Source organism: Phocaeicola faecalis, assembly GCF_021730445.1.
Classification (GTDB): Bacteria; Bacteroidota; Bacteroidia; order Bacteroidales; family Bacteroidaceae; genus Phocaeicola; species Phocaeicola faecalis.
Genome location: NZ_JADNRM010000018.1, coordinates 61,049 through 77,807, shown reverse-complemented (window position 1 = coordinate 77,807; position 16,759 = coordinate 61,049). Strand labels below are relative to the sequence as shown.

Below are 16,759 nucleotides of genomic sequence, written 5' to 3'. Positions count from 1 at the left end.
AATAATAACTGAACCTTGCCGTTCTGTGCTTATCAAGAACGAGGGTGTGTCAAAATGAAAACACTTTATCGCTTTTGACACACTCCCTAAATGTGACATTAATTATGTACTAAAGTACCGATATTTTCTCCTGTCATGACTTTCTTCAGGTTGCCGAGTGTGTCCATATCGAATACGATAATCGGCAAGTTGTTTTCTTTGCACATGCAGGTAGCGGTGAGGTCCATCACTTTCAAACCACGGCGCAAAACTTCATCATAGGTGATATCGTCGAACTTGGTAGCTGTAGGGTCTTTCTCCGGATCGGCGGTATAGATGCCATCCACACGTGTGCCTTTCAGCATGACGTCTGCCTCTATTTCGATACCGCGCAGTGAAGAGCCTGTGTCGGTGGTAAAGAATGGGTTTCCGGTACCGGCTGACATGATGACCACTTCACCGTTTTCCATTGCTTCAATGGCTTTCCATTTGCTGTAGAACTCGCCAATCGGTTCCATGCGTATGGCAGTGAGTACGCGTGCTTTTACTCCGGCTGCACCCAAGGCGGAACTCAGCCCGAGGCTGTTGATAACGGTTGCCAGCATTCCCATCTGGTCGCCTTTCACACGGTCGAAACCTTTTGAAGCACCGCTCAGTCCGCGAAAAATGTTACCCCCACCGATAACGATACCGATTTGCACACCCAGTTCGTGAATCTCTTTGATTTGTTGTGCATACTCACCCAGACGTTTTTCGTCTATGCCATATTGTTTTTCACCCATCAAGCTCTCGCCACTCAGCTTTAATAGTATTCTTTTAAATCTTGCCATAGTGATTTATTATTTATTGTTTGGGCAAAGATAAAAAAATAATTTGATACTTGGCACTGTAATAAGAGCTGTGAATCAATTATCTTTGTGTCGGATTATAAATGTGATGACTATGCAAGGTATAATAAACGGACGTTGCGGTTGGTGTGGAACGGACGAACTGTATGTGAACTGTCATTCTTCCCCGATAGAAAGCCGGTTGTTCATACTTTTCATTCGTTAAGCGAGATTCCGGTTTCATCTCCCGAATCGGATGCTATGAGCAAAGATATGAAGGAACGGGGCTTTAAGTCCTTTGGAACGATGATTTGTTATGCTCACTTGCAGGCTTCGGGTTTTATCAATAATCACTTGGCTGACTGCTTTTGCCGAAAAGGATAGTAGCCTAGAATTTTTCTTCCCAAGATGCTTTGCAATACGCCCCGAAGCAATAGATAGATGATAAACGCCATCCACAATGCATGGTTTTCCATTGCGCCTTTGAACCCGTAATAAACAAGGAAGAAGCATCCGGATGCCACTGTCATGGCGCGGAGCATGAGATGGGTGGCGGTTGCGCCGATGAATATGCCATCGAGCAGGAATGCCGGGAATCCGGCCAAAGGTATGGCAAGTACCCAATAAAAATAACTTCCGGAGGCTGCAACCACTGTTTCTTCATTTGTCAATAATCCAAGGAAAGCCTGTCCGCCTATTCCATATAATAAGGTAAAGGCAAGGGAAAGGCCGATTCCCCAGCCAAATAGCCGGCGCACGGTCTGATGGAGTGCCTGCTTGTTGCCGGCACCGATATATTTGCCGGCCAATGCTTCTCCGGCGTATGCAAACCCATCCATGATGTACGAAAAGAGAGTGAACAGTTGCATAAGCAGTGTATTGACAGCCAGAACGACTTCTCCTTGTGCAGCTCCTACCGAGGTGAAGAACACGGTAACGGCTACCAGGCAGATGGTACGGAAAAAAATATCCCGGTTTACTTGAAAGAAACGATACATGGCTTGCCGGCCGAAGGAGGAATGCCATTCGATACGCTTCCTTAAGCTACCATAATAACGAATCCAAAGCAGGTAGGCCATCACTAATCCTGCATATTGTGCGGTTAATGTGCCGATGGCCACCCCTTCTATTTTCATATTGAAACCATAGACCAGACAAAGGCTTGCCACGATATTCACTATGTTTTGAGTGATGGCAATGTACATGGGGAAGCGCGAATTCTGCATACCGATAAACCATCCGGCAAAACTGTATAGCCCCAGTACGGCAGGCGCACCCCAGATGCAGATGCGGAAATAGAGGGTGGAAAGTTGTGCCACTTCGTCTGTGGTATCTATCAATGTGAAAGCCACTTTCTCGATGGGATATTGGAGGGCTAATAAGGCCAAGGCGATGAATAATCCTACCCCCACAGAGCGTAGCAGCAGGCGGGTTACTTCATTTAAATCGTGCCTGCCGTATGCTTGTGAAGTCATGCCGCTGGTTCCCATACGCAGAAAACCGAATATCCAGTAAATGATATTAAACAGCATTCCGCCGACAGCTATCGCTCCTATATAAGCGGCAGAACCAAGGTGTCCCACAATGGTAACGTCTATCAGGCCCAACAGGGGAACTGTGATGTTCGATACGATGGAAGGAACGGCAATCTGAAGAATCTTTTTATTTCCGTTGCTTAGTTGCATCTCTTAATATTGTTATATGATGTATTGCACTTCTTTGAATGCGTATTTTCGGAGCATACCTTTTTCATCTTTCAACAGGAGGTGTCCGTCCGGTTCTATTGTTTCGAGGCTTGCTTTAAATTCTCCGTTTTCATCTCTGTAAAGATACATTCCTTTATGGCGATATTGTGCGTTCAGATAATCGGAATGAATGCTTTCCTTAATATTCGGTTCTTGAGTCATCAATGGGATATAATAGGAAAGCAGTCTTTTCAGAATACTTTCCAATACCTCCGACTTGTCTGTCTCCCGTCCCAGTATCTGCTTCAGTGAAACCGGATTGGGGGCGGAAGAGATGAAATGTTCTTGGTTGATATTCACGCCGATACCTGCAATGCAACGAACCAGATAAGCTCCTTCCAATTCATTCTCTATCAGAATGCCGCATATTTTCTTGTCTTTCCAGTAAATGTCGTTTGGCCATTTGATGCTGAACCCTTCGGCATAGTCGCTCAATGTGTCGTAGATGGACAAAGCTATAAGCATGGAGAGTATGAACTGTTCACGTGCCTTTAGGGTTATGGGATAGAGCACGGTGCTGAAAGTGAGGTTCATGCCGGTGGCAGATTCCCACGAATTGCCACGTTGCCCCTTGCCTGCAGTTTGTTTGTCGGCCAACAAGGTGGTAAACTCTTTTATATCTTCCCGGTCGCACAGTTGCGCAAGCCGGTTATTGGTAGAGTCGGTTTCTTTTTCTTTCAGTATGGAGACTGTCGGGTTAGTCGGGTAATTCATTGTATTCTTGTTTTAGTTTACGAGTGAATTTCTTGATGACTTCTTCGTATGAATGGTCTATCAGACTTAAAATCAATTTGTCGTCGATATCTCCTTTCAGCGATACTTGATTCCAATATTTCTTATTGAAATGGTAAGCGCCTTCTATTCCCGGATAACGGTCGCGCAGCTCAATGGCATATTCGGGGTCACATTTCAGTGTGATTAGGTCGGGCTGTCCCAGCCAAATGCAGGCAGTCATCTTTCCCATTACTTTAAACACTAAAATATCCTCTCCGAAAGGAAATCCTTCTGTAGTTCCTTTTTTGGCGAGGCAATAATCGCGGATTGTTTCTATGTCCATATATAAATAAGTATAATATCACCAAATAGGCGGATAGAAAGCATCGGCAATATGTTCTATTTGAAAAGGTGCTTCTTGTCCTACCACTGTTATAATGTCAAAGCGAACAGGCAGGTCGATGGCAAATTTGCGGAGATAGGCATCGGTTGAGGCTATAATATGTCGGATTTTTCTGTTGTTGACAGCCTCTTCCGGATTACCGAACCGTATGTCTTTGCGCGACTTTACTTCTACAACGATTAGCTCATTGTTGTATTCGGCTACAATGTCTAATTCTTTCTTGCCACATCGCCAGTTACGGTGAAGGATGGAGTAGCCTTTTTCTGTCAGAAACTCGGCTGCCGCTGCTTCCCCTTCTTTGCCAAATTCGTTGTGTTCTGCCATTCTGTTACATTTTGCACAAAAATACTCATTTTTATGTTTTGTATTTACAGAAGTAAAGCTAATTTTGCAGAGAATATGGCAAACAACGTAAAAAAGAGAGTAAAAGTCCCCGCTTCTACGCCTAAAAGGAAGCAACGTATGGTGTGCTTGATGAGCGAAGAGGAACTAAAGATAGTGGATTGTTATCTTAAGAAGTATAAGATAACAAACAAAGCTCGTTGGCTGCGTGAAACGGTGTTAACTTTTATTCATCAAAAGATGGAGGAAGATTATCCTACATTATTCAACGAACATGATATGAGACGGTAAAGTGAATATGGCAGATGATACTTTTTATATGAAGCAGGCTTTAATGGAAGCGCAGAAAGCGTTTACATCGGGGGAGGTGCCGGTAGGCGCTGTCGTTGTTTGTCGTGACCGTATCATTGGGCGAGGACACAACCTGACAGAGACGTTGAATGATGTGACAGCTCATGCCGAGATGCAGGCTATCACGGCTGCTGCCAATAATCTGGGCGGTAAATACCTGAATGAGTGTGCGCTGTATGTCACGGTGGAGCCGTGTGTGATGTGTGCCGGAGCTATAGCATGGGCACAAATGGGTAAATTGGTTTTCGGGACTGCAGATGATAAGCGCGGCTATCAAAAGTATGCACCTGATGCTTTACATCCGAAGACTGTAGTGATAAAAGGAGTACTCGCGGATGAATGTGCCCGATTGATGAAAGATTTCTTTAAGAAAAGGCGATAACCGGAATAGGAGAGGGTTGCTTATTGTTCCTCAAAATCGACGTACTCTCCTTCGTCATCACCAAATATCTTCTTTTTATTGCCTTTTGACTTTCGGTGTGTGTCCGAAGCCGGGTCGGTTTCGGTATAGCTGTCATTGCTGTCTTGTCGTTGTCTGTTGAAACTTTCGTGATTAGTATATGTATGGCTTTGATAATTGCCGCGTTTGCTTCCGCCACCAAACAATACGCGCATAATATTGCCTAGAATAGAAAAGCCGATAAAGATAATCAGCAAGAAAAGAATAAGTAGAAAACTTAAAAATCCAAACATAGTAATTTCTTTTTTAGTATATCACGTACAACAAGTGTGCCACGCATATTGTTTACGCTCTTTTTTTAGTTAAAAGAGATAGAATGATATACCAGATAATGACGGCTGCAAAGCCGCTGATTTTGAAAATAATCAGTAAAGGAATGCATACTATCAGGAATATATAGCTCACTTTGTTCTGACTCCATGTCAAATTCTTGAACTTTAATGAGAACATCGGAATTTCAGCAATCAGCAGTAAAGACATGATTAGGACTAAAATGAATAAGTATATCGCATTGAAAGAATCGGATATCAAAAAGGAGTGGCCACCCACTACCAAGGAGCCCCAGAACAATGCATTGGCCGGGGTCGGCATACCTATGAACGAACTGCTCTGACGCGGGTCGATATTGAACTTTCCCAGCCTCAAGGCTGAGAAAACAGCTATGAGAAACGCAGTGTAAGGCATATATCCTGCTATGGGTGACAGGAAATCGGGATAATGTACTTCTTTAAACAGGGAGAAAACAATGGCGGCAGGCGCAAAACCGAATGTAATATCGTCTGCCAGCGAATCAAGTTCTTTGCCAAGCGGTCCCGAAACTTTGAGCAGGCGTGCCAGCATGCCGTCGAAAAAATCAAATACAGCTCCTATTATAATAAAGGTAATCGCCAGTTCGTAGTTTCCTTTAAATGCCATTACGCTGGCAATACAGCCGGAAAATAAGTTGCAACAAGTTACAGTGTTGGGTATGTGGCGTGTAATACAGTTTGCCATTAGGTCTTTTTTATTTTAGTTTAGCAATGACGGTTTCGTTTCCGACGGTTGCTTGTCCCATTTTGACACATACTTCAGTGCCCAGCGGCAGGTAAACATCTACACGTGAACCGAATTTTATAAATCCCATGTGCTCGTCAATGTAGCAGTCTTCTCCTACTTCTGCGTAAGTGACAATACGGCGTGCGACGGCTCCGGCAATCTGGCGTGCCATAACGGTATGTCCTTCGGGAGTCTCGATAACCACCGTGGAGCGTTCATTTTCCGTGCTGGCTTTCGGAAGCCATGCTTTCATGAACTTGCCATTGTGATGATCTACATGTTTTACTACTCCGTCCACCGGATACCAGTTGGCGTGAACATTCACAATACTCATAAAGATGGAAATCATTAAACGGCGGTCGTGAAAATATTCATGTTCGTCTACTTCCTCGATTACTACTATTCTGCCGTCGGCAGGTGCAACAACTATTTTCTCGGTATCGTGTTCGAATAAACGGATAGGACAACGGAAAAAGTTAACCATTAACAAGTAGACGATGATACTTGCTGTAGCCAATAGGTAGAACAGGATTTTGCAGTCAAATGCCCAAAACACTAACGCATTAATGCCCGCCAGTAATAAAGCACTTGCAATTAAAATCTCCGTTCCTTCTCTATGTAGTCTTATTTTCTTTAATTTCTTCAGTCGGTTCATGATATAAGAAGACCAATTATCGTGCAAAAATATACTTATTTTGAAAACCCTGCAAATAAAAGTTGTTAGAAATGCCTATTTCTGTCACTTTTAAGATAAAAAAAGCGAATGTTGATAACTTCTTCTTTATCTTTTTGCAGGTTTTGTGAAAGCGGAGTATCTTTAACCGAATTTTTAGGAGAGGAGAAATTATGCAGGATTTTGTCCATTTACACGTCCATACCCAGTATTCTATTCTTGACGGGCAAGCGTCTATTTCGCGTTTGGTCGATAAGGCGATTGCTGACGGTATGAAAGGAATAGCGGTGACCGATCATGGTGATATGTTCGGTATAAAGGAATTCTTTAACTATGTAAATAAGAAGAATGGAGGAACCAACGGCGAGATAAAGGATTTGAAAAAGAAGATAGCCGGACTGGAAAAAGGTACGGTGGAATGTGATAATCCCGAGGCTGAGTTGGCAGTATGCAGGGAGCAATTGGAAGCGGCGAAGAAGAAATTGTTCAAGCCTATCTTCGGTTGTGAAATGTATGTGGCACGCCGTCGTCTATTTAATAAGGAGGGAAAACCGGATCAAAGCGGTTATCACTTGGTGGTGCTTGCCAAGAATGAAAAAGGGTATCATAATCTTATTAAGTTGGTATCTAAAGCATGGACGGAAGGATTTTATATGCGTCCGCGTACCGATCGTGTGGAATTGGAGAAATATCACGAAGGACTGATTGTCTGCACGGCTTGTATTGCCGGTGAAGTGCCTAAGAATATCATTGCCGGAAAGTATGAAGAGGCTGAAGAGGCTATCCAATGGTATAAACGCGTTTTTGGCGATGACTTTTATTTGGAGTTACAACGTCATAAGGCCACCGTGCCCCGTGCCAATCACGAAGCGTATAAGTTGCAACAGATTGCCAACGAGAAATTAATAGAGTATTCTAAGAAATATAATGTGAAGCTGGTGTGCACCAATGACGTTCACTTTGTAGATGAGGAGAATGCCGAAGCACACGACCGTTTGATTTGCTTGAGCACGGGAAAGGACTTGGATGACCCTAACCGTATGCTTTATTCTAAGCAGGAATGGATGAAGACGCGTGCGGAAATGAATGAAATATTTGCCGATGTACCCGAAGCACTGTCGAATACGGTAGATATTTGTAATCAGGTGGAGTTTTACAGTATCGACCATGCCCCGATTATGCCTACTTTTGCCATTCCGGAGGATTTTGGAACAGAGGAAGAGTATCGGAAAAAGTACACGGAAAAGGATTTGTTCGATGAATTTACGCAGGATGAAAATGGTAATGTGGTGATGAGTGAGGATGCCGCTAAGTCCAAAATAGAAAAACTGGGCGGCTATGATAAGCTTTACCGTATCAAACTGGAAGCGGATTATTTGAAAAAACTCGCATTGGAAGGAGCTCACAAACGCTATGGAGAAGTACTGAGCGAGGAGGTGCAGGAGCGAATCAAGTTTGAGCTTCATATTATGAAAACCATGGGTTTCCCGGGATACTTCCTGATTGTGCAGGACTTTATTCGTGCAGCCCGTGAGGAACTGGATGTATCTGTGGGGCCGGGGCGTGGTTCTGCAGCCGGCTCGGCTGTGGCTTATTGCTTGGGCATCACTAAGATTGACCCTATTGCTTATGATTTGCTGTTCGAGCGTTTTTTGAATCCCGACCGTATCTCTTTGCCTGATATTGATGTGGATTTTGATGATGACGGGCGTGGACGCGTGTTGAACTGGGTAACGGAAAAGTATGGTCAGGAAAAAGTGGCTCATATCATTACTTACGGTACAATGGCAACGAAGTTGGCCATCAAGGATGTTGCCCGTGTACAGAAGTTGCCGTTGTCGGAGTCCGACCGTTTGTGTAAGCTGGTTCCCGATAAAATACCTGATAAGAAAATGAATCTGCCCAATGCCATTGCATACGTTCCCGAGTTGCAGGCGGCAGAAGTGTCACCCGACCCGATTTTGCGCGATACGATTAAATATGCCAAGATGTTGGAAGGGAATGTCCGCAACACGGGAGTGCACGCGTGCGGTACTATTATATGTAGGGATGATATAACAGATTGGGTTCCGGTAAGTACGGCGGACGATAAGGAAACCGGAGAGAAAATGCTGGTTACCCAGTATGAAGGCTCGGTCATTGAAGATACCGGCTTGATTAAGATGGACTTCCTTGGGTTGAAGACTCTGTCTATCATTAAGGAGGCGGTAGAAAATATCAAGCATAGTAAGGGTATAACGCTCGACATTGATGAAGTGGATATCTGTGATCCTGCTACCTATGAACTGTATAGCGAAGGACGGACAATCGGTACTTTCCAGTTCGAGTCTGCCGGTATGCAGAAATACTTGCGTGAACTCGAGCCGAGTACTTTTGAAGACCTGATTGCCATGAATGCTCTTTATCGTCCGGGGCCTATGGATTATATTCCTGACTTTATCGACCGTAAACACGGGCGTAAGCCTATTGAGTATGATATTCCTATCATGGAGAAATACTTAAAGGATACCTATGGTATTACAGTGTATCAGGAACAGGTCATGCTGCTGTCACGTTTGCTGGCTGATTTTACTCGCGGTGAGTCTGATGCTCTGCGTAAAGCGATGGGTAAGAAACTGCGGGATAAACTGGACCACATGAAACCGAAGTTTATTTCGGGTGGTCAGAAGAATGGGCATGACCCGAAAGTGCTTGAGAAGATTTGGGCAGACTGGGAAAAGTTTGCATCATATGCATTCAATAAATCGCACGCCACCTGTTACTCGTGGGTAGCCTATCAGACTGCTTATCTGAAAGCGAACTATCCGGCAGAATATATGGCGGCTACCATGAGCCGGAATATTTCGAACATTACTGAAATCACGAAGCTGATGGACGAAAGTAAAGCGACCGGAATCATGACCAAAGGTCCAGATGTGAACGAAAGTTATCTGAAGTTCTCAGTAAACCGCAAGGGGGATATTCGTTTTGGTTTAGGAGCTATCAAAGGTGTAGGAGAAAGTGCAGTTCACTCCATTCTGGAAGAACGGGAGAGAAACGGAGAATATAAAGATATCTTTGATTTCGTTCAGCGTGTAAACCTCTCGGCTTGTAACCGTAAGAATATTGAAAATCTGGCTTTGGCAGGTGCGTTTGACAGTTTCCCCGGCATCAAGCGTGAAGATTTCTTTGTGAAGAATGCCAAAGACGAAACCTTTACAGAAGTATTGGTACGTTATGGAAATAAATATCAAATGGATAAGGCTGCCGCATCCAACTCTTTGTTTGGCGGTGAGAACCAGATAGAAGTAGCGACTCCTGAAATAGTTCCGGCACCGACATGGGGAGATTTGGAACGTCTCAACAAAGAGCGTGATTTGGTAGGGATTTATCTTTCGGCCCATCCATTGGATGAGTATGCTGTTATTTTGGAGAATGTATGCAATACCCACATGATTGAATTGACCGATCTGACTCCGCTTCAAAACAAAGATGTGACAATGGGAGGTATTGTAACCGGAGTCCGCGAGGGTTACACCAAGACCGGTAAACCGTATGGCATTGCGAAGATGGAAGATTATAGCGGTTCTGCCGAATTTGCTTTCTTCGGTAATGAATGGGTGGAAAAGAAAAACTTTTTCATGAACGGTATGTTCTTGTTCCTGAGAGGAAAATGCCAGCCGAAGCAGTGGCGGCAGGAGGAATGGGAAATAAAGATAAACTCAATTGAACTTTTGCCTGAGGTGAAAGAAAAGATTATTGAAAAGTTGACGGTGACTGCCCCTTTGTCTGCCATTGATGAAGAGATGATTGAAGAGTTTGCGGCTTTGGTGAAGGCAAACCCCGGCAATGCGGAACTTTATTTCCATGTACAGGATGAAGATGGTCAGATGTATGTCAATTTGATGTCTCGCATGATAAAGATTACGGTTCAAAAAGATATAATGGCATATTTAAAGAGCCAACCGATGCTCTCCTATAAAATAAATTAGTATATTTGCGCAGATAACAATTCATATAATATAAAGTAAGAGTATTACAATTATGGCACTAGAAATTAAAGATAGCAATTTCGATGAATTGCTGAAAGCAGGAAAACCGGTGGTAGTTGACTTTTGGGCAACATGGTGTGGACCTTGTAAAAAGATTGCTCCGGATGTTGAAGCTTTGGCTGAACAGTATAAAGATCAGGTCGTTGTCGGCAAATGTAATGTTGATGACAATGACGAGTTGACAGGCAGATTCGGTGTTCGTAACATCCCTACCGTTCTGTTCATCAAAGATGGTGAAGTACAGGACAAGACTGTCGGTGCAGTTACCAAAGCTCAATTGGAAGAAAAATTGAAAGCTTTACTTTAATCAACAGAGAATATTCACCCCTTAATATATTAGAACTATGGGAATGGAAGACGATTTCTTATTGGAAGATGAGGATGATGCAAAAACGATAGAATTTATCAAAAACTATCTGCCTCAGGATTTGAAGGACAAGTTCACGGACGATGATTTGTATTACATCCTCGATGTGATTGTTGACTATTATACCACCAGTGGTTGTCTGGATGTAGAGCCGGATGCGGAAGGATACATCAATATCGATCAGGATGAAATCGTGAATTACGTAGTCAAAGAAGCTGCGAATGACGGTATGGGCCCTTATGAAGCCGATGATGTGTTCTTCGTGGTGCAGGGTGAAATGGAATATGGAAATTCTTTGGGACAAGTAGACTGATACTTGCCTTTTTGATAGAACAATAAAAAAGTGAATGCGCATCTCTTTTATATAGAGGATGCGCATTCTGTATATTATAATCGTTTTATTTCTTCTGCTGCAGCTCCTTTCCCTTTGTATTTGCTCTTTGCCGTATTGAATTTGTAACGGATAGTGAAACGAAGTTCACGACTGTCAGAAACGTTGGCTACATCCATATTCATGTGTTTATTATAAATTCGGTTACCGTCCTTGCGTCCATGAGTCAGGTCTATACCTTGTAAATGAATGGATAAGTGCTCGTTGAGAAACGATTTGGTGAGTGTGGCGTTCATCATGAATACATTTTGATACATATAGATATTCTGATAATCCCCTTTACTTTGGAAGTTTATGTCTGCACTTAGAGTCCAATGATATGGCAGTTGGATGCCGTTGTTGAGTGTACAGAAGAATAAGGGGGTATCCATTTGAAGTGTTTCTCCGTTATGCTCTATTTTTGCCCATTGTTTTTGTATACCTACTGTGAGTTGGGGGTGCCAGCTGCCGATTGCAGGGGAAGCAGTCAGGAATGCAGAGAAATTATCTATACGGTTGAAGTTACGGTGGGTAACGGTGGTAATAGCGGGATTCTTTTCGTATTGTTCTGTAATATAGAGAATTGCATCTTTTTCGCGTTGGTAGCTTATCATAAACTGTAGCCATTTGTAGCTGCCGGATAAGGTGAGGTCATGGATTGTTTCAGGTTTTAAATCTGGGTTACCACTCATATAGGTAAACCGGTTCATATATCTCATATTACTGGATAGTTGGTTGTAGAAAGGGCGTTTGATTTTAGTAGTATAGCTTAGTTGGGTCTGAAATTTGCCTATTTGTGTAGCTAACGAGATATTAGGGAAGAAGTTGCTATAGGAGTGCTCCGAAGATATATGTTCATAACGTAATCCAATATTCAGGTATGCGATTTTTATGAAGCGGTTGTATTCCGCAAAGAATCCGGTATGAGTTTCTTTAATATGGTTATCAGTAGTAGGAAGTATTTCCTGTGGGTTGGCAAATAGGTCATAACGGTGGGTATGGGTATATTCGGAACCAAATGAGAATGTACCTTCAGCTATAGGATAGCTGAAAAGCAATTTTCCTGCATAAAGTTTGTTGTCTACTTTATTTGTTGATTGTATCATGCGGCTTGCTTGTTTGTGACTGGTTTCCTCTATTTCGTTTGTGGTTCTTACTTTACTCCATAGTGCATCGGCATTGAAGTCAATAGTCAGTTGGCCGAAGGTAGCTGAATAATATGCATTTATTTGTTGTGACGGCTTTTTTACTGTTATACTGTTGCTACTACTCAATAAATGGTCATAATAATCTCCATTGGCAAGAATCTCACTTTCTGCTTTATACCACACTTTATCTTTAGGTGAAGCAGACAGTGAATAACGGATACCTACAGATTGATTATTATTGATTTGGTAATTCATTCCTAACTCTCCTTTATAATTGTTGTATAGGGAAGCTTCTTTCATGATATTTTTCTGCTGCCATAAGGTATCGACAAAAATATCTTGGGTGACGCGGCGGGTGAGTAAATATTCATTGTGTATATATTGGAAAGTTCCAAAAATATCAAGGCTGTTATGTCGGTAGTTCAGGTTTAACTGCTCATTCAGTCTGCTGTTTTCAGACTGTCCCCAAGTGGAACGGACGTCAATTCCTATTCCGTCACCGCTTTGTCTTACTGTTTTAATACGGATTACTGCTTTTGCATCTGCTTTATATCTTGCTCCCGGATTCGTGACGACTTCCACTTGTCGAATTTCTGCTGAACTTAACCGGTCAAGTTCGGAAAGGTCACGTATTTCTCTGCCATTGATGTAGATAGTTGGTGTGCCCTTACCAAATACTGTGAATTTTCCTTCTTTTTCTTGTATTCCCGGAATGTGTTTCAGTACATCATTTCCTGTTCCTGATTTACTTAAAAGGCTATTTTCAATGCGGGTAACAAGGTTGCCGTCCTTTATTTGATAGTCGGGACGTTTGGCGGTAATGACCACTCCTTCCAATATAAACGTATCATTGGACAAAACTATGTGTTCTTTTTTGCTGTTTTGGGCCTTTTGATATGTGGTTTGATATCCTATGGAAGATACCTTTATTATATATGTGTTCGGAGATGGGGCAATTATTTCGAAACTGCCGTCTTCTTGGCTGATACTTCCTTGAATGAATGAAGAATCGCGGGCTGATAATAAAACGATATTGGCGAATCCTATCGGTTGATTTTGCATATCTGTTACTGTACCACAGATATGCTGAGCCATGAGATTGGTTGTTGTTACCAAGAATAATAGTACACAAATACTTGTTCCTTTAATTACATTCTTTTTCATTTTGCTGATAATTTTCGTGATTTATTTCCAGCAAAAGTAAGAGTGGGCAAGAAATAGGGCAAATAATAGGGATATACATCAATGTTTAGTGATAAAACACTTATTGATGCGTTCTATCCCATGTTTCTGGGATAAAAGACAAGGTCTGACGGCTAGTTTATAATATCTTTCAGTTTTTTCAGATTCTTCAGGTAAGTACGGGATACAGGAATTTCTTCGGTTGTTTCGGTTAGGTTTAAACGATAACCTTGCGCATTTCCACTGATGTGTATAATATGATTAATATTGACAATGTAGGCTCGGTGGCAACGGACGAAGTATTCGAAAGGCTGCATTGCTTCTTCCATCTGTTTAATGGTAGATCGTAGAAGTTTGTGTTTCTCTTTTCCTTCTTCTTTATAATAAATATCGACATAATTCCCAGATGCTTCCATATAGAAAATATTTTGGGGCAACAGGGTGACGGAGTCTTTTGTCTCTCCTGAAAGAGTAATCATTTCATTGCTTCCTTTTTCGTCTTTATGTCGTTCGGAAAGCGCTTTGTTCAGCTTTTGTGCTTCCAACAGGTTACGTTTCAAGGCATTGTTTTCTACAATGAAAAGACCAAAAGTAAGTGGAATTGCACCGATAGTGAATGCCGCAAGCATATCAATGCAAAGTATCTTGTAGAATCCGGGTGTCCCCAAATCATCCCAAAAGTTGGCTTTAATGAGAAAATAATGGTCGTAGATAAAGGTGCAGACTCCCATGAACAATAAGAAGGAGAAGCAGTGTATGATGTTTTTCTTTATAGTCCATTGTTCAGGATCATAAAAACGCTTGAACAGTTTAGGGGTTACAACGAATCCTAGAACGGAAGCAATGAATGCAAGTCCGATAAAAACACATAATACTCCAAATTGAATGACACTGTTTAATCTGTAATGAAAAGGTTCGAAAACAGCAAGAATCAATCCTACGGTGGTGGCATTCACTAATGCAAGTGTCCATGGCTTATCTACTGCATAGGTAGGGCGGTTCAGGTATTCCTTTAACTTTATCATACGATACCTTGTACATTAAGGAAGAAGTAAACGCCGGTGGCTATCATCATCAGTCCTAATAAAGCGTAAAATAAGCGTGCACGTTGGCGGCCTACGTTGTGGACAATAAATTGTGTATTATGCGCGGTGAAAAACCATTCCCAGTTGAGTAAGGAAGCTAGGATGGCAAGTAAACCCACCAATACAAATATTCCTTGTATAATATAATGCATTCCCATTTTTGTATAGTGTCATTGTAAGTAAGGAACACATGGCTCCTTATTATGAACTCCGTCATTCCAAATACTTTGCAGATATTTGGAACGACGAGATGATAATTATCTTTAGCTTTATCTGCTTCCCGAAGGAGCTTTTTTATTCGGCTGTTTCAAAATGGATTTTGCGGCTTCCGTCTTCCTGTTCGTCGATATAAACTTTCACGGCATCACCCGGCAAAACGTCTTCTATCAATTCCGGCCATTCGATAAAGCAAAGCGCACCGCTGTAAAAGTAATCTTCATATCCCATATCATATACTTCTTCCAGTTTCTTGATGCGATAAAAGTCAAAATGGTAAATCAGTTCGCCTGCCTCTTCCGAACGATATTCGTTGACGATGGCAAATGTAGGCGAGTTGATGACATCTGTTACTCCCAGTTCTTCACATACTGCTTTGATGAACGTCGTTTTACCGGCACCCATCTTTCCATAGAAAGCGAAAACGGTGTTGTCTCCCATGGCTGCGATAAACTGTCGGGCAGCTTCGTGGATAGAGTCTAAAGAATTGATTTTGATTTCCATATAATTGTTTGTTTTAACTTCTTATTATTTATCGGGTATGTCTGCAAAGATAAATGCTTTTCCCCACTTTGCAAAGTGCATACACCAGAATAGAGAAAAATATGATGGCGGCTCCTGAAGGAACTTGTAGTTTATAAGAAATGAACAGTCCTCCCAGACAGCCGACGTATCCGATAACGATGGAAAGCCAAATGATGCGCTTGAAACTGTGAGTGAACAGGTTGGCGGTCATTTGTGGCAATGTCAGCAGTGAGATGGCAAGGACAATCCCCACCATGCGCAGGCATGAGACGATGGTAAGTGCAATGAACATCATCAGCAGATACTCAAAAATGGCGACGGGGATGCGTTGCGAACGGGCAAACTCGCGGTCGAAAGCTATATAGATAATGGGATTTAAAAAGAGGGTGAAAAATAGAATCAATAAGACCGAAAGGGTAGCCAGCATCCAGATATCCGTTGGTGTGATGGTAAGGATATTGCCAAAAAGAAAAGCCGAAAGGTCGGGGGTGAAGCCCGGTGCCAGGAAACTGAAAATGATACCTACTGCCATGCCGAATGTCCAGAAGACGGCAATGGCGGAGTCTTCGCGCATATCTTTTCGCTTGCTCAGCCACTCTACTCCGAAAGCAGACAAAACAGAAAATACGGCAGCCGACAGAAGGGGGGAGATACCGGCATACAGCCCTAGCCCGATACCGCCGAAAGAGGCATGAGTGATGCCACCGCTGATAAACACCAGACGGCGTGTCACAATGTACGTACCGATGATGCCGCAGGCGATGCTGGCAAATAAACTTCCCAACAGGGCATGCTGGAAGAAAGTATAATGTAAAAGTTCTAATATATCCATTTGGCTTTGTTTATTAACTCTTTCTGCCGGAGGCACCTCCGGAGGGCGGGGACTATTTGAATCTCCGTTCTCCTACTATCAGGAACAGTTCGTCTTTCAATTCGTCTGGCAATTCGATACCCCGAAGCTGCAAACTGCGGCTCCATCCGGCTACCTCGTCTTCCTTGCAGGTATACATCACTTCACGAAATTCTTCAATTTCTTCTTCGCTGTATCCGTCCGAAGAATGTCCGCGGAAGCGGTCCAATTCTTCATCGTCATAATATTCTATCTTTTTGCTTACGGCGGCCAGCAGACTTTCTTTTTCGCACACTTCATGTTGTCCGCAACATTCGGCATCTGCTTCTACTATTTCGGGAGCAGCCTGCAGTTCACCGCTTTCTATCTTTTTTTGAATCTTTTTGTTACGTGCATAGCCCACTGCCATGGCAATGGCGGTCAGAACGATTAATCCGATAATTAGTATCCACATAT

19 protein-coding genes and 1 pseudogene are annotated in these 16,759 nt (G+C 42.6%); 6 read left to right on the top strand and 14 right to left on the bottom strand.

Going from position 1 to position 16,759, the window contains the following annotated elements:
• Positions 1 to 98: 98 nt before the first annotated feature.
• On the bottom strand, positions 99 to 809 hold the full coding sequence (gene pyrH, locus IR173_RS14975) for a UMP kinase (RefSeq protein ID WP_237040348.1): 711 nt from the start codon (positions 807 to 809) through the stop codon (positions 99 to 101).
• A 171-nt stretch (positions 810 to 980) separates the two neighbouring features.
• Here pyrH and IR173_RS14970 point away from each other — a divergent pair.
• Positions 981 to 1,190 (top strand): annotated as a pseudogene (locus IR173_RS14970) (DNA-3-methyladenine glycosylase I); the annotation flags it as partial.
• Here IR173_RS14970 and IR173_RS14965 read toward each other — a convergent pair.
• The 4 genes from IR173_RS14965 to IR173_RS14950 are packed head-to-tail and all read right to left on the bottom strand — an operon-like array spanning position 1,157 to position 3,992.
• The gene (locus IR173_RS14965; protein WP_237040347.1) at positions 1,157 to 2,491 is read right to left on the bottom strand and encodes an MATE family efflux transporter; all 1,335 of its coding nucleotides are present in this window, start codon (positions 2,489 to 2,491) and stop codon (positions 1,157 to 1,159) included. The pseudogene IR173_RS14970 and the gene IR173_RS14965 overlap by 34 nt on opposite strands.
• A 12-nt stretch (positions 2,492 to 2,503) precedes the next feature.
• Entirely contained in the window at positions 2,504 to 3,265 is a 762-nt protein-coding gene (locus tag IR173_RS14960) for a biotin--[acetyl-CoA-carboxylase] ligase (protein ID WP_237040346.1), read from the bottom strand.
• Positions 3,249 to 3,608, bottom strand: coding sequence for an MmcQ/YjbR family DNA-binding protein (locus IR173_RS14955; RefSeq protein WP_237040345.1), 360 nt, complete (start codon positions 3,606 to 3,608; stop codon positions 3,249 to 3,251). The genes IR173_RS14960 and IR173_RS14955 overlap by 17 nt, the downstream gene beginning before the upstream one ends.
• An 18-nt stretch (positions 3,609 to 3,626) precedes the next feature.
• Positions 3,627 to 3,992 (bottom strand): YraN family protein, encoded by a 366-nt coding sequence (locus tag IR173_RS14950; protein ID WP_237040344.1) that lies wholly within the window; start codon positions 3,990 to 3,992, stop codon positions 3,627 to 3,629.
• Positions 3,993 to 4,067: 75 nt separating this feature from the next.
• Between IR173_RS14950 and IR173_RS14945 the strand changes: the two genes are divergently transcribed.
• Together IR173_RS14945 and IR173_RS14940 are read left to right on the top strand one after the other, a co-directional pair.
• On the top strand, positions 4,068 to 4,301 hold the full coding sequence (locus tag IR173_RS14945) for a hypothetical protein (protein ID WP_237040343.1): 234 nt from the start codon (positions 4,068 to 4,070) through the stop codon (positions 4,299 to 4,301).
• Between the two features lie 7 nt (positions 4,302 to 4,308).
• The gene (locus IR173_RS14940; protein ID WP_237040342.1) at positions 4,309 to 4,743 is read left to right on the top strand and encodes a nucleoside deaminase; all 435 of its coding nucleotides are present in this window, start codon (positions 4,309 to 4,311) and stop codon (positions 4,741 to 4,743) included.
• Positions 4,744 to 4,763: 20 nt separating this feature from the next.
• Here IR173_RS14940 and IR173_RS14935 read toward each other — a convergent pair whose 3' ends face one another.
• Genes IR173_RS14935 through IR173_RS14925 form a run of 3 tightly spaced genes read right to left on the bottom strand, consistent with a single transcriptional unit; the run spans position 4,764 to position 6,511 of the window.
• Positions 4,764 to 5,054, bottom strand: a complete 291-nt coding sequence (locus IR173_RS14935) for a DUF4834 family protein (protein ID WP_237040341.1) — start codon at positions 5,052 to 5,054, stop codon at positions 4,764 to 4,766.
• A 52-nt stretch (positions 5,055 to 5,106) separates the two neighbouring features.
• Entirely contained in the window at positions 5,107 to 5,814 is a 708-nt protein-coding gene (locus IR173_RS14930; protein WP_237040340.1) for a CDP-alcohol phosphatidyltransferase family protein, read from the bottom strand.
• Positions 5,815 to 5,824: 10 nt separating this feature from the next.
• On the bottom strand, positions 5,825 to 6,511 hold the full coding sequence (locus tag IR173_RS14925) for a phosphatidylserine decarboxylase family protein (protein ID WP_237040339.1): 687 nt from the start codon (positions 6,509 to 6,511) through the stop codon (positions 5,825 to 5,827).
• A gap of 191 nt (positions 6,512 to 6,702) precedes the next feature.
• Between IR173_RS14925 and dnaE the strand changes: the two genes are divergently transcribed.
• Genes dnaE through IR173_RS14910 form a run of 3 tightly spaced genes read left to right on the top strand, consistent with a single transcriptional unit; the run spans position 6,703 to position 11,240 of the window.
• On the top strand, positions 6,703 to 10,500 hold the full coding sequence (gene dnaE / locus IR173_RS14920) for a DNA polymerase III subunit alpha (protein WP_237040338.1): 3,798 nt from the start codon (positions 6,703 to 6,705) through the stop codon (positions 10,498 to 10,500).
• A 52-nt stretch (positions 10,501 to 10,552) separates the two neighbouring features.
• A complete protein-coding gene (gene trxA, locus IR173_RS14915) occupies positions 10,553 to 10,867 on the top strand; it encodes a thioredoxin (protein ID WP_237040337.1) in 315 nt (104 codons plus the stop codon).
• A gap of 37 nt (positions 10,868 to 10,904) precedes the next feature.
• Positions 10,905 to 11,240 carry a hypothetical protein gene (locus tag IR173_RS14910; protein ID WP_237040336.1) on the top strand — a complete coding sequence of 112 codons (336 nt, stop codon included), beginning with the start codon at positions 10,905 to 10,907 and terminating at the stop codon, positions 11,238 to 11,240.
• A gap of 74 nt (positions 11,241 to 11,314) precedes the next feature.
• Here IR173_RS14910 and IR173_RS14905 read toward each other — a convergent pair whose 3' ends face one another.
• The 6 genes from IR173_RS14905 to IR173_RS14880 all read right to left on the bottom strand — a co-directional run bounded on the left by IR173_RS14905 (position 11,315) and on the right by IR173_RS14880 (position 16,757).
• Positions 11,315 to 13,609, bottom strand: a complete 2,295-nt coding sequence (locus IR173_RS14905; RefSeq protein ID WP_237040335.1) for an outer membrane beta-barrel protein — start codon at positions 13,607 to 13,609, stop codon at positions 11,315 to 11,317.
• 152 nt (positions 13,610 to 13,761) lie between these two features.
• Positions 13,762 to 14,652 carry a LytTR family DNA-binding domain-containing protein gene (locus IR173_RS14900; protein ID WP_237040334.1) on the bottom strand — a complete coding sequence of 297 codons (891 nt, stop codon included), beginning with the start codon at positions 14,650 to 14,652 and terminating at the stop codon, positions 13,762 to 13,764.
• Positions 14,649 to 14,870 (bottom strand): immunity 17 family protein, encoded by a 222-nt coding sequence (locus IR173_RS14895; RefSeq protein ID WP_018452168.1) that lies wholly within the window; start codon positions 14,868 to 14,870, stop codon positions 14,649 to 14,651. The genes IR173_RS14900 and IR173_RS14895 overlap by 4 nt, the downstream gene beginning before the upstream one ends.
• Before the next feature lie 136 nt (positions 14,871 to 15,006).
• Positions 15,007 to 15,432 carry a tRNA (adenosine(37)-N6)-threonylcarbamoyltransferase complex ATPase subunit type 1 TsaE gene (gene tsaE / locus IR173_RS14890; protein ID WP_237040333.1) on the bottom strand — a complete coding sequence of 142 codons (426 nt, stop codon included), beginning with the start codon at positions 15,430 to 15,432 and terminating at the stop codon, positions 15,007 to 15,009.
• A 28-nt stretch (positions 15,433 to 15,460) separates the two neighbouring features.
• Positions 15,461 to 16,285 carry a metal ABC transporter permease gene (locus IR173_RS14885; protein WP_237040332.1) on the bottom strand — a complete coding sequence of 275 codons (825 nt, stop codon included), beginning with the start codon at positions 16,283 to 16,285 and terminating at the stop codon, positions 15,461 to 15,463.
• A gap of 52 nt (positions 16,286 to 16,337) precedes the next feature.
• The gene (locus IR173_RS14880; RefSeq protein WP_237040331.1) at positions 16,338 to 16,757 is read right to left on the bottom strand and encodes a phospholipase; all 420 of its coding nucleotides are present in this window, start codon (positions 16,755 to 16,757) and stop codon (positions 16,338 to 16,340) included.
• Positions 16,758 to 16,759: the final 2 nt, after the last annotated feature.

Excerpts from the sequence above, each read along its gene's own strand:
- IR173_RS14930 (WP_237040340.1), bottom strand. The coding sequence starts at position 5,814 with ATGGCAAACTGTATTACACGCCACATACCCAACACTGTAACTTGTTGC.
- pyrH (WP_237040348.1), bottom strand. The coding sequence starts at position 809 with ATGGCAAGATTTAAAAGAATACTATTAAAGCTGAGTGGCGAGAGCTTG.
- IR173_RS14910 (WP_237040336.1), top strand. The coding sequence starts at position 10,905 with ATGGGAATGGAAGACGATTTCTTATTGGAAGATGAGGATGATGCAAAA.
- IR173_RS14900 (WP_237040334.1), bottom strand. The coding sequence starts at position 14,652 with ATGATAAAGTTAAAGGAATACCTGAACCGCCCTACCTATGCAGTAGAT.
- IR173_RS14955 (WP_237040345.1), bottom strand. The coding sequence starts at position 3,608 with ATGGACATAGAAACAATCCGCGATTATTGCCTCGCCAAAAAAGGAACT.
- IR173_RS14960 (WP_237040346.1), bottom strand. The coding sequence starts at position 3,265 with ATGAATTACCCGACTAACCCGACAGTCTCCATACTGAAAGAAAAAGAA.
- IR173_RS14945 (WP_237040343.1), top strand. The coding sequence starts at position 4,068 with ATGGCAAACAACGTAAAAAAGAGAGTAAAAGTCCCCGCTTCTACGCCT.
- dnaE (WP_237040338.1), top strand. The coding sequence starts at position 6,703 with ATGCAGGATTTTGTCCATTTACACGTCCATACCCAGTATTCTATTCTT.
- IR173_RS14880 (WP_237040331.1), bottom strand. The coding sequence starts at position 16,757 with ATGTGGATACTAATTATCGGATTAATCGTTCTGACCGCCATTGCCATG.
- IR173_RS14885 (WP_237040332.1), bottom strand. The coding sequence starts at position 16,285 with ATGGATATATTAGAACTTTTACATTATACTTTCTTCCAGCATGCCCTG.
- tsaE (WP_237040333.1), bottom strand. The coding sequence starts at position 15,432 with ATGGAAATCAAAATCAATTCTTTAGACTCTATCCACGAAGCTGCCCGA.
- IR173_RS14925 (WP_237040339.1), bottom strand. The coding sequence starts at position 6,511 with ATGAACCGACTGAAGAAATTAAAGAAAATAAGACTACATAGAGAAGGA.
- IR173_RS14965 (WP_237040347.1), bottom strand. The coding sequence starts at position 2,491 with ATGCAACTAAGCAACGGAAATAAAAAGATTCTTCAGATTGCCGTTCCT.
- trxA (WP_237040337.1), top strand. The coding sequence starts at position 10,553 with ATGGCACTAGAAATTAAAGATAGCAATTTCGATGAATTGCTGAAAGCA.
- IR173_RS14950 (WP_237040344.1), bottom strand. The coding sequence starts at position 3,992 with ATGGCAGAACACAACGAATTTGGCAAAGAAGGGGAAGCAGCGGCAGCC.
- IR173_RS14935 (WP_237040341.1), bottom strand. The coding sequence starts at position 5,054 with ATGTTTGGATTTTTAAGTTTTCTACTTATTCTTTTCTTGCTGATTATC.
- IR173_RS14895 (WP_018452168.1), bottom strand. The coding sequence starts at position 14,870 with ATGGGAATGCATTATATTATACAAGGAATATTTGTATTGGTGGGTTTA.
- IR173_RS14940 (WP_237040342.1), top strand. The coding sequence starts at position 4,309 with ATGGCAGATGATACTTTTTATATGAAGCAGGCTTTAATGGAAGCGCAG.
- IR173_RS14905 (WP_237040335.1), bottom strand. The coding sequence starts at position 13,609 with ATGAAAAAGAATGTAATTAAAGGAACAAGTATTTGTGTACTATTATTC.